Here is a 14,953-nt window from a genome sequence, read left to right on the forward strand (position 1 = left end):
AGGAGAAAAGAAAAAGTGAGCACTTACCAGCTTGTCGTAAAAGGATGTTTGGTGCTTGAAAACGGCGCGGTAACGGGCGAGCTGGGCATCAATGACGGAGTCATCGAGACGATCTCTTCCGATCAGGGTACGCTGAAGGGTGCGCGCACGCTGGACTTTGGCGACGCCTATATTTTTCCCGGCTTAATCGATGCCCATGTGCATTGTTATACGAACCCCGAAGAAGGCTTCATCAACAATACGGCTTCGGCGGCCGCAGGCGGATTCACGACCATTCTCGATATGCCTTACGACTCGCCCGATCCGATCACCAGCGCAGAACGCTTCAAGGACAAAGTGGCGCTGCTCGAGAAGGAAGCCATTGTCGATGTCGGATTGTGGGCCACCGTGGCCAAAGGAGGCGCCCAGCAGATCGTCCCGCTGGCCGAAGCCGGCGCGATCGCGTTCAAGCTCTCCACCTTTGAAGCGGACCCTTACCGCTTTCCGCGCATTCCGGATCATGAAGTGCTTCAGGCGCTGCATCTGGCCGGCGGGACAGGACTTATGGTCGCGTTCCATGCCGAGAACGGCGAGATTATCGGGCATATGATCGAGGAATATACAAAGGAAGGCAAAGTGGCGCCCCGGGCGCACATGGAGACCCGGCCTCCGGTCAGCGAATCGATCGAGGTGCTCAAGCTGATGGAGATGGCCTACTGGACCCGGGCGAAGCTGCATATCGTCCACGTCAGCCATCCCCGGACGATCGAACTGATCGGCTCGTTCCAGCGGCAGGGCGTCCAGGTAACGGCGGAAACATGTTACCCGTACATTTTGAAGGATGTCAGCGATCTGGAGCAGCTAGGCACAAAGGCGAAGATGAATCCTCCGCTGCGTGATCCGGAAGATGCGAAGCGGATGTGGGAGTATGTCAAGGCAGGCGCGTTTAACATGATTACGTCCGACCATGTTCCATGGGACAAGAGCAAGAAGAATGCGGGCAAGGACAATATTTTCAAAGCGGCGCCGGGACTTCCCGGATTGGAAATTATGGCTTCCCTGATCTTTGACCGCGGTGTGGCGAAGGGAGAGATGACGCCGGTGCAATATGCGCAGCTGCTGTCGCAGCATCCGGCCGAACTGTTCGGGATCGAGGGCAAAGGCCGAATCGCTCCCGGTTACGATGCGGACTTTACGGTGATCGATCCCCGCGCGCATTGGGTGATTGACGAGCAGAAGTTCCGGACGAAAGCGAAAATTACGCCTTTCCACGGCCAGAAGGTGCAAGGGAAGGTTATTCATACGATGATACGCGGCTGTACCGTCTATGACGGCAGTGAAGTGGTTCAGAAGCCGGGCTTCGGGCAATTCGTAGCAGGCTCGGCCAGCACGAAAAAATGATCTTCGGTTTGCGTATCCTTTTATTCGATTTATTTTAATGCAATGGAGGTTTCCAAGTGAGCGACTTGTACGGTCTTTGCGTCATTACGCTGACTCCTTTCCACGACGACGGCCGTCTGGATGAAGAGAGCCTGCGCAAATTGACGGACTTTTATATTCATTCCGGTGTTCACGGGATGACAATTCTGGGCATTATGGGCGAGGCGCACAAGCTGTCGGAGAGCGAGCGTTACCGGGTTATGGATATCGTCTTGCGTCAGACGAACGGACGGGTGCCGGTTATTGTCGGCTGCTCGGCTCCGGGCAGCGATTTGGCGGGCGAACTTGCCAAGAAAGCGGAAGAAGCCGGAGCTGCAGCCGTCATGGTTGCGCCTCCCGCCAATCTGAAGAACGAAGATATGCTGCTTCGTTATTTTGCAAACGTGGCGGAGAAAATCTCGATTCCGATCGTGCTGCAGGACGAGCCGGTTACGACGGGCGTTCGTTTGAGCGCCCCGTTTATCGCGAGGCTGGCGGAGAACGTGCCGCAGATCAAGTACGTCAAGCTGGAAGAAGCGCCGACGACGATCAAAATCACGAGCATCCTGAAGCTGACGAACCTCCGCATCTTCGGCGGACTCGGCGGGATGTATTTCTACGAGGAGCTGGAACGGGGGGCGGTCGGCATTATGACGGGCTTCGCCTATCCGGAAATTCTCGTGAACACCTACGATCTGTTCCAAGCTGGCAAAAAGCAGGAAGCGAGAGCATACTTCTACCGCTACCTGCCGCTCGTTCGTTTCGAAGCGCAGCTTGGAATCGGCGGCGTGACGATTCGCAAAGAGACCTTCAAGCTGCGCAAAGCGATTGAAAGCTCCCATGTGCGGTTCCCCGGAACGCCCGTTGACCCGCAAACGATGCAGGAGCTGCAGGATATGATCGCTTTCCTTGGACTGGAATGACCTGCGGTAAGATTCGGATAACGATTGAGCTTGTACAACGACTGACATTTGTGGGAGAATAAACATGGACTTGAATTTGAAAGGCAAAGCGGTTTTTGTCGCTGCCTCGAGCAAAGGGCTGGGAAAGGCCAGCGCGCTGGAATTGGCCAAGGAAGGCGCGAACGTGATGCTTTCCGGCCGCGACGAGGAAGAATTGAAGCTGGCCAAAGCTGTACTGGAGCAAGCGGCAGCAGGCAAAGTGGAATACGTGCTGTGCGATATTACGAAGCCGGAGCAGCTGAAGGCAGCGATTCAAACAACGGTCAGACAGTTCGGAACGATCGATATTCTGGTTAACAATGCCGGCGGACCTCCGGCGGGTACGTTCGAGAAATTCACGGATGAAGACTGGGTTAAGGCATTCGAATTGACGCTGCTCAGCTATATCCGTCTCATTCGCGAAGCGCTGCCGTACATGAAAGAGCAGCGCAGCGGCAAGATCATCAACTTGACGTCTTCCTCCATCAAACAGCCGATCCCGGGCCTCTTGCTCTCCAATACGTTCCGCCTCGGAGTGCTGGGGATGGCCAAGACGCTGTCGATGGAGCTCGCTCCATACAACATTCTGGTGCATACGGTGGCGCCGGGACGGATTGCAACGGATCGCGTCAAGTCGCTCGACGAGATCAAGGCGCAGCAAGCAGGCGTGCCGGTCGAACAAGTGGAGGCCGACTCGAAGAAGACGATTCCACTCGGACGCTACGGCAACCCGGAGGAATTCGGCAAGGTGGTCGCTTTCCTGGCATCGGACGCCGCATCCTATATGACGGGCAGCGCCGTGCTGGTGGACGGCGGAATGATCAAAAGTTTGTAGGGGAGAAGGGTTCGAATGATCCGAAAAGTCGAGCATGTGGCCATTATCGTTCAAAACATGGAACAGTCCGTTCAATACTACACGGAAATGTTCGGATTTGTGGTACGGGCAACCGGCACCAACGCCAGAAGAGAGATGACGTTCCTGAAGCATCCCGGGCAGCCCGGGTTCGAAATTGAATTGATTCGCGATCTGATTCCTTTGGGCGATTATTCGGACAAAGGCATTGTCAATCATCTCGCCTTTACCGTAGATCGTATCGCGGAAGCGATTCCGTATTACGCGGCCAAAGGCGTCGTGTTCCACTCTGCCGAGCCGAACACGGCCATCGACGGAGCCAAAACGATCTTTTTCAGCGGCCCGAGCGGCGAACTGCTGCAGTTCGTGGAGCCTGCCAAAGCTTGATTCGTACGCATTGAGAGGCTGTTCCCGGAGAGCGGGACGGCCTCTTCCCTTATGTGCCAGTCCGAATGCCCCTTCCTCCTCGCCCCCACGATCGATGCCGGGAATTCAATTGGCGCAATTCCCCCGCCTGCAATCCGCTCCAGCCCTTTCGCCGTTTCGTCTCAGCAACACGTTCATCCCCGCTTCACAGCATGTTGTTCTTTTTCGCTTCCTTGAACGTCTCAATCCGCTGCTTGCCCCATTCATACATCATCTCAACAATCGGCAGCAGCGTCATCCCCACCTCGGTCATCGAATACTCCACCTTCGGCGGCACTTCAGGATAAACTTCACGGTGAACGATGCCGTCCTCCATCAGCTCGCGCAGCTGGTTCGTCAGCATCTTATGCGATATTTTTGGAAAAAGCCGCTGTAGATCGCTGAACCGGTGCGCGCCTTCGACGCCCAAATGCCACAAAATGACAACCTTCCACTTGCCGCTAATGACGGACAACGTCAATTCTTTTTCGCAGTTGTAATCGCCGTTCTTGATTTTTTCTTGAATCTCGCTCCTTAATATATCGGTCATTCGCCAAATCCTCCATTTGAAGTCCGTTACTTTTTCGTAACCTCCGCACAAAAAAGTGCATTCTTCACGGCATTCTTCCTCTTCAGTATAATTCGAATTGTTCCAAAAAATAAATGATTCGGTTCAAGGAGGCACATCTGCTATGGGCAAAAAAGTATTATTCATCGTCCCCCCAGATCGATTTAACGACGACGAATTGTTTATTCCGAAAGGGATTCTAGAAAATGCAGGCATTGAAGTTACCATCTCCAGCCTGAACAAAGGCGAAATTACAGGCGACAATAAAGGAACCGCTGTGGCAGAGGCACTGTTCTCCGAGGTTCCCGCCGCCGATTACGATGCCGTTTCAGTCATTGGCGGCTCCGGTACGCCGGATTATTTGTGGGGCAACGAGCAGCTGATCGACTACCTGAAGCAAGCCTACGAGCAAAAGGTTCTCGTTACCGGCATCTGCGCCGGCTCCGTTGCGGTCGCTCAGACTGGCCTTCTCTCCGGACGCCCGGCCGCTTGTTACCCGGTAGACTCCCAAATCAACGAGCTCCAGGCACGGAATGTGGAATATGCCGGCAGCCAGCACGTCGTGGCGCACGATGACATCATTACAGGCGACGGTCCCGACGGCGCGCAGCAGTTCGGAGAAAGCCTTGTAAAGGCGTTAAGCTGACGGCTTGGAGCGCTCTTTGCGGCAGCATCGACAAGCTGCGAGATAACATCAAACATGTCGCCCGGCCGGATACCGATCCGGTCTTTGGAAGCGAAGGTCCTTTGATGGATATTTGGAAAAATGATTGAGCTTCCCACCCGGCAAAAAAACCTTCCCGAATATCTTTCGATCCGAAGGATACGCGGGAAGGTTTTTTGGTTTAAGCCGATCTTTCGCTACTCAAGCGACTGCAATAACACCGAAGAGATAAACGCGCCCGGCCATGAAAACCAGTGCCGCGACTCGATCGCGCCCGTATGCTCATCAATCGCCTCGGAAAAAAGCCCGTCCCACTGAACGATTTCCTCCAGCTTGCGCCGGACCAGTTGCTCGCGGCCTTTGTCCCGAACGAGCAAGCTGTACAGCAGCTCCTGTCCGTCTCCGAGCGGCCACGGATGGGGCGTATGCACGGAACCAAGTCCGCCATAAATACCGCCGTAATAGCCGCCTTTATTGTCTTCCGTAAACGCAAACTCCATCGTTTGAATCCATGCCGGGTCGTCCGCACCGCAAAATCTCCAAACCGGGGCATAGACCGTCGGCAGATCGTTCGCATCGTGATAAAGCTGAAAATTCCCTTTCAAATCGGAAAGATACGCAAACAATTGCCGACCTTGATGCACCGTAACGAAACAATCCAGGGTGTCCTGTTTGACCCGCCGGGCCATTTCCGGCAAATTCAATGCCGTAAACGCAACCGATTTGTTCAGCTTCGCCAGCGATATGAGCGTATGCCAGACGAGTACGTTGCTTGAAAAATGGTACGGATATTCGACTTCATCGTCAGCCGGCGTCTCTCCTGTCAAGAAGAGCCATTTTTCCCCGTATTTTTGTGCTCAAGGATCATCGCCAAAATTTCATTCACTTTCGGCAGCAGCCGTTCCACCGTCTCCTGATCCCCGAACCGTTCATAATAATCGCAAAGCTCAAGCAGTGGATAACATTGCTGATCCAATTGGAACACGCTGTCCTTGCAGAAGCCGTTCGTCAAGTAAGCGCGGCCCCAATAGCGGTTCGGGCGGTCCGCCAGCTCGAACATCCAGCGCAAATGGCCTTTAATGATCCGCTGTACCCGATCTTTAAATAACGGGATGTACGATGGCTCATATAAGAGGTTCGCACGCTTCTCCGATTCGAACAGCAGCCGTATCATATAATAAGCGTCGCGGTTCCAGGATAGCGGCAGCAGCTGATGATCGGTAATGACGCATACGGCATCTTCACCCGCCGGAATAGAGCAGCATGACATTATGTAGTCGATGTTTCGCTGCACAATAAACGTGTCCCAATCGAAACCATCTTCACGCTTCATAACCGGCATTTCTTCTGAAGCTTTGTTGATCCACGAAGACAAATCAGCAGCGGTAAAGCCGGTACCCGCTTCCGCATCATCGACCGAGATCAGACAGACCATCGTCAGCTTTCGGGTTTCCCCGCTTCTCAATATCAATTCCGGCTCGTGCCGGTACGGGATCGGTTCGGACGCCGATTGTGTCGTCGGCTCCAATAACAGCGGTCCGTTCCCATCGAAGAACATGAGGCTCGCCTTGGCCGGCAAATTCCGGTTCTTCACTGTAATACAATTTCCGCTAACAATCAGTTCAAGTTCCGTGGGCGGAACGAGAATCGGACCGCCTTCCGTCAGTTGTCCGTAGCTGGACCGGTGCAAACTGAAGCTGCCGCCCACGACGAGTGGAATCGAAGCCGGCTTGCCGCTGTGATTCGTAATCTCCAGATGCTGAATGAAGCCGCTCTTCCCATCGTTGTTCACGGCCATGAATAAATTGCCCACTTCAATGCCTTCCTTTCGATAACGGAAGGAAGGATAACGGTTTTCGACGAAGGAGATCTCTTGCTCCGGATTGAAATCTTGCGGACCGATTCCAAACCCGTTGAATCCGTCCGAACTTTGCTGCTGCCCGGTCAGGCGTCTGCGATATTGACGAACATATCCGCTGTCATACCATTTATCGTTCGGAAATTGTTCGATTGTGGTCAATGTGATGAAACCATGGCGCGGATGGAAGTGATTGACGGAACGGATCAAGCCGTCGCGTCCGATGCTGGCGGATAACGTCCCGCACCCCGTATCCAGCGGTTTCTTGTTTTTTGCATCGCGTAGGCTTATAAACTGCTGTACTTGAACAGACAACCGAATGCCTCCAATCAACCGCTTTGGTTTAAGCTTTCATCAATTTCCCGTATAGTTCCGGTCTTCTGCTGCGCAGAATCATTTCCTGCTTACGCTCCTGCGTAATTTCGGACAGATCGATCGTGCCGATTAGCACTTCTTCCCCATCCCCCGCCTGATGAATCACCTCGCCGCGGGGATTGACGATTTTGCTGTTTCCACAGTAGACCACGTCATCTTCCGCGCCGACCCGGTTGACGGCAACCGTGAACAGTTGATTGTCCTGGGCGCGCGCCCTCGTGCGCAAATCGAGCAAGTATTCGAAATTTTTCGGAATGGCCGAAGGAATAAAGATTACCTGGGCTCCTTTCAAAGCCATGATCCGGAACATTTCCCCGAAGCCGTGATCGTAGCAGATCGCGACACCCGCTTTCACCCCGCAAATGTCAAACACCGGGAAATCCGAGCCGCTGCGAAAATATCGATGCTCGGTCGGGTACAGATGCGCTTTGCGGTACTTGCCCGAATACTCCCCTTTTTCGTTGATCACAAAGGTCGTATCGTACAACACGCCTTCCTGTTCCCCGTCTTTTTCCACGATCGTGCCGAGGACGGCAATTCCATATTGCTTGGCTTTAGCCGTGAGCCGTTCCACGGTCGGGCCCGGTATCGTTTCCGCCAGCTCGTAATAGGCATCGCCGATGATGTCGAAGTTATAGCCGGTCGTGAACAGCTCCGGAAAACAGACGACATCGGCTTCGCCGCCGATCCGGTCCAAAATTTGTTCCGCTTTTTGCACATTGTGCTCTTTGTCCATTATTTTGCTGTCGGTTTGCGCTATCGCGATTTTGAGCTCTGTCATTTTCGTTTCCTCCGTCATCTATTGCATCGTTAGCCTTTCACGCCGCCTGCGGTCAGCCCCTGTACAAAGAAGCGCTGCAGAAGAATAAAGATCATCAAGGTCGGTATCGTTCCGATGGAAGCCGCGGCAAACAGGACGCCGTAGTTCGTTCCCATAATCGGATCGCCGACGAATTTATACAGCATGACGCTGAACGGGAACTTCTCTTCGTTAAACAGCATTGTTAACGGCAGAATAAAATCGGTCCAAGTTTGGATGAACGTAAACATGGCGGCCGCGCCGATGCCCGGCAAAGCGAGCGGAAGAGCGACCCGGTACAAGGATACGAGCTTGGAGCTTCCGTCCACCATCGCCGATTCGATCAAATCGTTCGGAACCGATTGAAAGAAGCCTTTCAAAATCCAGATGTTGAGCGGCAGCGTTCGTGCCGTATAAATAAGGACTAAGCCGCTGAACGTGTTGACCAAATGCAACCGCTGCAAAATATCGAACAAAGGAACGATCGCCGCCATGCCGGGAATGAGCTGCGTCGCCAGGATGGCAAGCAGGAGAATCGTTTTTCCTTTAAAATCGTATTTCGCGAGCGCATAAGCGGCGGGTATGCTGAATGCGACGCTGACAAGCACCGTTCCGGCCGCAAGAACGAGGCTGTTGAACAAGCCTTTATCGATGCCGGCTTCGATCAATGCTTTCGTATAGTTGCCGATTTCCAGATTCTCCGGCCATATCGTAGGCGGAAACTGGTACAGCTCATCGGCCGACTTGATCGACATGATGAACATCCAAATGACGGGAAATGCGACCGCCACAACGACGACGCTCATGACCGCATAGATGCCAAGCAATTTTTTCCGGTTCGCCATCGCCCTCTACGCTCCTTCCTTCAACGTGTTCAAGCCGAACAGGCGGATATAAATGAGCGTTATGATAATATTCACTGCGAAGATCAGCGTTGAGATCGTCGAACCCATCCCGAGGTCCATGTTCTGGAACGCATCCCGCCACATATACATCCCGATCACATCCGTGCTGCCTACCGGCCCTCCCGCCGTCAATACAAAAATAATGCCGAACGAGTTGATCGTATACAGCGTAATCATGATCAAGTTCAACAGCGACACGTACCGGATGGAAGGCAGTGTAATATGAATGAATTTGCCGATGGAGGTGGCGCCGTCCACTTCAGCCGCTTCATAAAGCTCTTTCGGGATACCCTGCATCGCCGCTTCCAGCATCAAGAGCGAGAACGTGCTTCCCCACCAGACGTTCGCCACGATGACGGCGGGTAGCGCCCAGTCAAAGAGCCAGTTTTGCGGATCGGCTCCGAACAAGGTAACGAAATAATTGATGATCCCGAATTCGGAGTCCAGCATTTGCAGCCAGATTAACGAAACAACGAGTTCGGAAAGCGTGTAAGGAATAATAAACGCCGTTCTAAAAAATCGCTTTCCTTTAATTCCATGAACGGACAGCAGCGTGGCGAGCGCAAGCCCGACGATAAATTGCAGCAGCACTGAACCGCCTACATACAGAATCGATACGCGTATGGCATTCCTAAATTCATCGCTGGAAAGCAGCTGCGAATAATGCTTTAATCCGATAAACGTCTCACCCGGGACAAGCAGCTGCTTATCGAATAAACTAAGACGAAACGCATTGATAACCGGAAACAATGCGAACAGTCCCATTACCGCGAGTGCCGGAAGCATCAATAAAAAAGGAACTGATTTGGCCCATTTCTTGCTCCGCTTGCGGGTACCGGCCGCATGACGGGTCTTGATCGCCAATGTTCGTTCCATCGTCCCACCGCCTTTGAAAAAGAATCGGGGATGACCGAGCATCCCCACGTCAACCTATTGCTGTGGCAGTCCGGTAACGTCGCTGATCGCTTTGGCCGCTTCGGCAACCGCTTCATCGACAGGCGTTTTTCCCGCTACCGTACTCTCAATCATCTTCTGGATTTGTTCCGACACTTGCGCATATTGCGGCGTAATCGGACGGACTTGAGCGTTGTACAAAATGTCTCCCGTCTCGCTGAGGAACCAGTCCTTCTGTTTATCCAGCCCTTTCGTTACCGAAATGCGCGGCGAGTTCTGGGCGGTGTCCACTACGAATTCCTTCATCAGCTCGGGGCCCGTAACGATTTTCAAAATTTCCAAGGCGAGATCCGGATGCTTGGATTGGCTGTAAACGACATAGTCCATACCGCCTGCGGATGTCGCCACTTTGCCGCTGCCGCCTGCAGGAATCGGCACGAAACCGAGCTTCTCTTTCATTTCGTCGTCGCTCCAGCCGGAAGTGTTTTTAATAATCGCGTATTCATAGCTGCCCCCGACGGTGAGCGCCACTTTCCCCGTAGCCAGCAATTTCGGTGCACGGTCCCATTCGTAAGAGATGACTTCCTTCGTCGACGCCTTCTCATTGACCGTATCCACGAGAAATTGAACCGCAGCTTTCGATTCCGGACTGTTTAATACGACCTTGTTGTCTTTGAACACATCGGCGCCGCTCGACCAGAAGAAAGGTATCAGTAGTGCCGTCGTCGTTTCTCCCGCCTTCGATCCGGCCGGAAACGCGATTCCTTGCGTGTTCCCGTATTTGCCCTGGGCGTCTTTCTGTGCAAAATGTTTCGCTGCCGCCATCAACTCATCATACGTTTTCGGCGGCTGAATGCCTTCCTGCTGGAACCAGTCTTTGCGGTACCAGATCAGTGCCATATCGGTTTGCGAACGGATGGCGTAAGGTTTTCCCTCATAGGAATCGCCGGTAACGAATACCGGATAAAAATCTTTCTTGAAGTCGTTCTCGACCCAATCCGGATCAATGGAATCCAGCGATTTCAGGTAGCCCGCGTTCGCGAATTCCGCCACCCATACGGAATCGATCAAGGAGAAGTCCGGCGCTTGTCCCGCTGCCGCCGCCGTTGTTATTTTTTGACGCAGCTGCGGGTAGCCGAGGACGAGCTGGTTGAGCTTCACCGGCCGGTCGGGATTTTTTTCGTTCCAGATTTTCACCGCTTTTTCAACATAAGGAGCCCAGCGGTCCTGGTTAATGACTGAGATTTCCGTCGGTTCGGCGTTTCCCGCGCTGTTTTCCCCTTGCGCTTCTTGCGCTTCGGAAGCGCCGGAACTGGAGTTTTTGCCGCCGCAGCCCGCCAGAATCGTCAGAATCGCCATTACAGCTACAAGCATCAACAGTTGAAACTTTTTCATCGTCGTCTCTCCTCCTATTTTTTAACGGGGATTCCTCTTTTTCTCTAAAACGTTTTTGTAATTTTGCAAAAAATAAACCAATTTTGCGCCATCCCCCCCTACGGTTTCTCTCGCAATTGACTTATTTTTCCCTATTTCTTCTATATTGAACGAACAAGGAAGCGGCGAATATCGGGCAGGAAGCTTCTTATTCGGATCAATTATTTCTAAAACGTTTTAGAAAATATTCCGAAAAAAAGGAAGGCATTAATTCCTTCGTTTCATTCCGCAGCTTTCCCGGATGATCAGGCTGGCTGGAATTCTGGCATTTTGCGTTATTCCGTTTTCATTGTCGATCAGTTGGAGCAATATCTTTGCAGCGGTTTCTCCCATCTTATAACGCTGTTGGTGTACGGTAGTAAGCGGAGGGTCGAATAGGCGGGACTGGTCGAGATCATCGAAGCCTACGACCGCGATATCTTCGGGAACGCGCAGCCCCAAATCTCGGAGCGCTTCGATCGCGCCGAAGGCCATCATATCGCTGGAGGAAAATACGGCCGTAATTCCGTTATGCTTGGAGAACGCCCGCTTGGTCAACTGGTAGGCCTTTTCCTTCGAAAACTCGCCGTACACAATCAAATCGTTGTTGACTTCAAGCCCGTGCTTTTGCAGAGCTTTCTTGTAGCCTTCCACCCGGTCGTACGACGCCTTGGCGACATCGTCGCCGGCCAGCTTCAAAATTTTCGTATGACCAAGCTGAATCAGATGTTCGACCGCTTCGGCCGCGGCTGTCAAATTATCGGACTCGACAAAATTGACGTTGTTGAATTTGTGCGAAACGCTGTCGATGTAGACGGTCGGGAGACTTTCGTGCAGCTCGCGGATATTTTCATCCGCGCGCTGATCGCCGGTGAGGATCAGAATAACGCCGTCCACACCCTTTTCGTAGCAGATCGTCTTGTAGCTGGATGTGCTCCGCTTCTGGTTGGCAAAGATTAAAATATCGTAACCCGCCGCGCCCGCCGTATCTTTGATGGAACGGATCAAGTCGCTGAAAAAAGGGTAGTCGAAGCCCGAGTTTTGCTGATCGCCGAAAAAGATGCCGATCGTGTTCGATTTTTTCGTAATGAGCCCGCGCGCCATCACGTTCGGCAAATAATCCAATTCTTTCGCGACATTGAGAACCAGTTCCCGCGTCTTTTTCTTTACATCCGAATACCCGTTCAACGCTTTGGAAACGGTGGATACCGATACTCCAGCAGCTTTGGCGATATCCCTTATGTTAGCCATTGTGCGATCCCTCATTTTCGAAAACGTTTTCTGAATTTTGATTAACTTAATCATAGATAATTTACGAACCATTTGCAATAGTTTTTTTCTATTCGTGTTAAATAAACTGACATAAATGCGGATTCGGATCCAACAGCATGAGCAGACGAAACCGCAGACGATCAAGCTTCGACCAGCCAACAACGCTGAGATCGAAGCTTATTTGTCGTCCGCTGCCTTTTTCTATTTCTCGCTAATGGATGAGATCAGCTGCTGGTACACCTCGTACGATCGCTTGTACAGCTTGCTCTTGTCGATGCGCCCGTTCATCCTCTCCAGCACCTCGGAAAGGAAACGCGGGAACACTTCGTAGATATATTCCGGGTCGTCATCTTTGAAGTCGTTGCCGTGAATCGTGCCCGCAAAGCCGCTGTACCCGATTTGAATGCAGGGAATCATAAATGACAAGTCGCCGACATCTCCCGCCGCGCTGACGGACGATTCGTTGCGGATGGCGGTAATCTCCCCGTTCTCATGAAACGCCTCCATGACGAATTCGGACAAATAGCGGTTCTGGACGAAAGGCAAATAGCCCATTTGCGTTTGGACGGCTACCGTTCCCTGCAGCGCCAGCGCGCTGCCTTTGGCCGCATCGTCCATCTTCACGGCGACTTCTTTCATATAGTCGACCGTATGCGTCCGCAAGTCGGTGCCAACAGTTACGCGGCTTGGAATAACGTTGGTCGACATATCCGACTCCATCACGATCGGATTGATCCGCACCTTCTCCGAGTCTTTGAGCTGCTGACGGCTCAGTCCGAGCGCAACATTGAACAACGTGGATATGCTGTAGGCATTCACAGCGGAAAAAGGATCGAAGCCGGCGTGCGTCGTTTTTCCTTGAAACGTGTATCTTTTGTATAAAAAACCGGCCAAATCGCAATTGGTCTCAATCGTTCGCTCCGGGTACTGTCCGCCCATCGAGTGAACGCAAATGCCGATATCGATATCGTCGAACACTCCAAGCTTCATCGCTTCCGGCTTACCGCCGTAGTAGGAGATTTGCTTGTTTGCAAGCAGCTCATCTCGATACGCCAAGTCCAAATATTCTTCAGCCGGCACGAAAATAAACGTCAGCTTGTAATCGAACGCCCGGTACCGCTCCGTAACAACCAAATACCGATACAGCGCCAAGGCAATCGCAACCTGCGAATAATGGCCGCAATTGTGGGCGGCTCCCGTCTCGCTGTCGGCGCACCAGTGCGAAGGCGCATAAACCGCGTCCAGCTCGGCGATGAAGGCGATATTCAGCCCCGACCCGCTTCCAAGAGACGCTTTGAGCCCGGTCGTGCTGAACGTCTCCAGCTCGATGTCCGGATTCGTTTTGGTCAGAAAATCGATGACGGTCTGCCGTGTCTTCACTTCTTTATAGCCCAGTTCCGGGTTTTCAAAGATCGTGCGCGCAATCGCGGCAATTTCTTCATATTGCTCTTTGAATAGCATGGCGACCTCCAAGTCCGAATAAGTTTCCGCATCTTTTATCGTACTGAAATTACGGATGAAAGAACATCTATTTTTTGTTTACGATTTTACGAGTTATTTTTATTTACAAAACAATCCAGAACGGTTATGATTTAGCTATTTTTAGTTTCGTTCATTGAAAGGAGCTCCACCATGAGCGTTCAGCCAAATTCCGCGCCATCAACCGCCCGGTCCCAATGGCTCGCCGATGCAGCCGTCTTATTGGTTGCGGTATTTTGGGGATCAAGCTTTATTACCGCCCAAAAAGTCATCCTGATTTATCCGTTGTTCCTGTTCCTGTTCTTCCGCTTTACATTAAGCATGCTGCTCCTGCTTCCGGCCGTATGGGGGAAGCTAAAGTCTTTTACGCCCGAGACGCTCAAGACGGGAGCAATCTTCGGCCTCTTTCTATCCCTTATCTTCTCGCTTGAGACGCTCGGCATCGCTTATACGACCGCTACCAATGCCGGGTTTCTCATCAGCCTGTGCATCGTGTTCGTGCCCGTCATCGAAGCATTGCTAAGCCGCCGGCTTCCGAATATGCTGGTGCTCGGAGCGGTTCTTTTATCTTTCGTCGGAACGGGGATGCTGACGTTAAAAACGGGTTATTCGTTCAATATCGGAGATCTGTTCATTTTGTCGGCCGCAGTTGTCAGAGCCCTCTTTATGATTTTCTCCAAGAAGCTGACCGATGGAAAAAAAACGGACAACGCGCTGCTCACGTTCGTTCAACTTGGCATTGTCGCCTTATGTACCGGAATCGTATCGTTCCTGAAATATCCGCCGACCCAGATGAAGCTGCCCTCGCCGGAAGTTTGGGCATCCCTTCTCTACTTGGCCGTATTTTGCACCATTTACGCTTTCTACGTCCAGCTAACCTTTATCCGGCGCTCTTCGCCCGCGCGGGTCGGCCTCCTGCTTGGAACGGAGCCGTTATTCGCCGCCTTGTTCGGCATTACGCTCGGCCAGGAAACGGTAACCGCAGTCGGATGGGTCGGCGGCATCTGTATCTTGGTGGCGACATGGATGGGACGGCGTGCCGAGGAAGCATCAAGAGCATAGGCCGTGAACACCCCCGTCCCATCCGAGAATCCATTCGCGTACGAACCGGAAAGATTCTTTTGAGCCT

General features: G+C 52.5%; 15 protein-coding genes. 6 read left to right on the forward strand and 9 right to left on the reverse strand.

Annotated elements, in window-relative coordinates:
- The first annotated feature begins 15 nt into the window (after window positions 1-15).
- The 4 genes from VN24_RS09545 to VN24_RS09560 all read left to right on the forward strand — a co-directional run bounded on the left by VN24_RS09545 (window position 16) and on the right by VN24_RS09560 (window position 3,579).
- On the forward strand, window positions 16-1,380 hold the full coding sequence (locus VN24_RS09545) for a dihydroorotase (protein ID WP_045670220.1): 1,365 nt from the start codon (window positions 16-18) through the stop codon (window positions 1,378-1,380).
- A 56-nt stretch (window positions 1,381-1,436) separates the two neighbouring features.
- Complete coding sequence (locus tag VN24_RS09550; protein WP_045670221.1) at window positions 1,437-2,321, forward strand: dihydrodipicolinate synthase family protein; 885 nt, start codon at window positions 1,437-1,439, stop codon at window positions 2,319-2,321.
- Window positions 2,322-2,385: 64 nt separating this feature from the next.
- Window positions 2,386-3,174, forward strand: a complete 789-nt coding sequence (locus VN24_RS09555; RefSeq protein WP_045670222.1) for an SDR family oxidoreductase — start codon at window positions 2,386-2,388, stop codon at window positions 3,172-3,174.
- Between the two features lie 15 nt (window positions 3,175-3,189).
- Window positions 3,190-3,579: a VOC family protein gene (locus VN24_RS09560; protein WP_045670223.1), complete on the forward strand. Its 390-nt coding sequence runs from the start codon at window positions 3,190-3,192 to the stop codon at window positions 3,577-3,579.
- Between the two features lie 184 nt (window positions 3,580-3,763).
- Here VN24_RS09560 and VN24_RS09565 read toward each other — a convergent pair whose 3' ends face one another.
- Entirely contained in the window at window positions 3,764-4,147 is a 384-nt protein-coding gene (locus tag VN24_RS09565) for a winged helix-turn-helix transcriptional regulator (RefSeq protein ID WP_045670224.1), read from the reverse strand.
- 142 nt (window positions 4,148-4,289) lie between these two features.
- On the opposite strand from VN24_RS09565, the gene VN24_RS09570 reads away from it, so the two are divergent.
- Entirely contained in the window at window positions 4,290-4,811 is a 522-nt protein-coding gene (locus tag VN24_RS09570) for a DJ-1/PfpI family protein (protein WP_045670225.1), read from the forward strand.
- Between the two features lie 215 nt (window positions 4,812-5,026).
- Here VN24_RS09570 and VN24_RS09575 read toward each other — a convergent pair whose 3' ends face one another.
- From VN24_RS09575 to VN24_RS09610, 8 genes are all read right to left on the reverse strand, one after another.
- Entirely contained in the window at window positions 5,027-5,656 is a 630-nt protein-coding gene (locus tag VN24_RS09575; RefSeq protein WP_045670226.1) for a glycoside hydrolase family 125 protein, read from the reverse strand.
- Window positions 5,653-7,002 (reverse strand): hypothetical protein, encoded by a 1,350-nt coding sequence (locus VN24_RS09580; protein ID WP_045670227.1) that lies wholly within the window; start codon window positions 7,000-7,002, stop codon window positions 5,653-5,655. Before VN24_RS09580 ends, VN24_RS09575 begins: the two co-directional genes overlap by 4 nt.
- 28 nt (window positions 7,003-7,030) lie before the next feature.
- On the reverse strand, window positions 7,031-7,843 hold the full coding sequence (locus tag VN24_RS09585; RefSeq protein WP_045673148.1) for a carbon-nitrogen hydrolase family protein: 813 nt from the start codon (window positions 7,841-7,843) through the stop codon (window positions 7,031-7,033).
- Between the two features lie 29 nt (window positions 7,844-7,872).
- Window positions 7,873-8,706, reverse strand: coding sequence for a carbohydrate ABC transporter permease (locus tag VN24_RS09590; RefSeq protein ID WP_045670228.1), 834 nt, complete (start codon window positions 8,704-8,706; stop codon window positions 7,873-7,875).
- A 6-nt stretch (window positions 8,707-8,712) separates the two neighbouring features.
- Window positions 8,713-9,642, reverse strand: coding sequence for a carbohydrate ABC transporter permease (locus VN24_RS09595; RefSeq protein ID WP_045670229.1), 930 nt, complete (start codon window positions 9,640-9,642; stop codon window positions 8,713-8,715).
- A 54-nt stretch (window positions 9,643-9,696) separates the two neighbouring features.
- The gene (locus VN24_RS09600) at window positions 9,697-11,055 is read right to left on the reverse strand and encodes an extracellular solute-binding protein (protein ID WP_045670230.1); all 1,359 of its coding nucleotides are present in this window, start codon (window positions 11,053-11,055) and stop codon (window positions 9,697-9,699) included.
- Between the two features lie 246 nt (window positions 11,056-11,301).
- Complete coding sequence (locus VN24_RS09605; protein ID WP_052702879.1) at window positions 11,302-12,324, reverse strand: LacI family DNA-binding transcriptional regulator; 1,023 nt, start codon at window positions 12,322-12,324, stop codon at window positions 11,302-11,304.
- A gap of 222 nt (window positions 12,325-12,546) precedes the next feature.
- Window positions 12,547-13,806, reverse strand: a complete 1,260-nt coding sequence (locus VN24_RS09610; RefSeq protein ID WP_045670231.1) for a M20/M25/M40 family metallo-hydrolase — start codon at window positions 13,804-13,806, stop codon at window positions 12,547-12,549.
- Between the two features lie 171 nt (window positions 13,807-13,977).
- On the opposite strand from VN24_RS09610, the gene VN24_RS09615 reads away from it, so the two are divergent.
- Window positions 13,978-14,886: a DMT family transporter gene (locus VN24_RS09615; protein WP_045670232.1), complete on the forward strand. Its 909-nt coding sequence runs from the start codon at window positions 13,978-13,980 to the stop codon at window positions 14,884-14,886.
- The last annotated feature ends 67 nt before the right edge of the window (window positions 14,887-14,953 follow it).

The organism is Paenibacillus beijingensis (assembly GCF_000961095.1).
In the GTDB taxonomy this organism is placed as follows: Bacteria; Bacillota; Bacilli; order Paenibacillales; family Paenibacillaceae; genus Paenibacillus_O; species Paenibacillus_O beijingensis.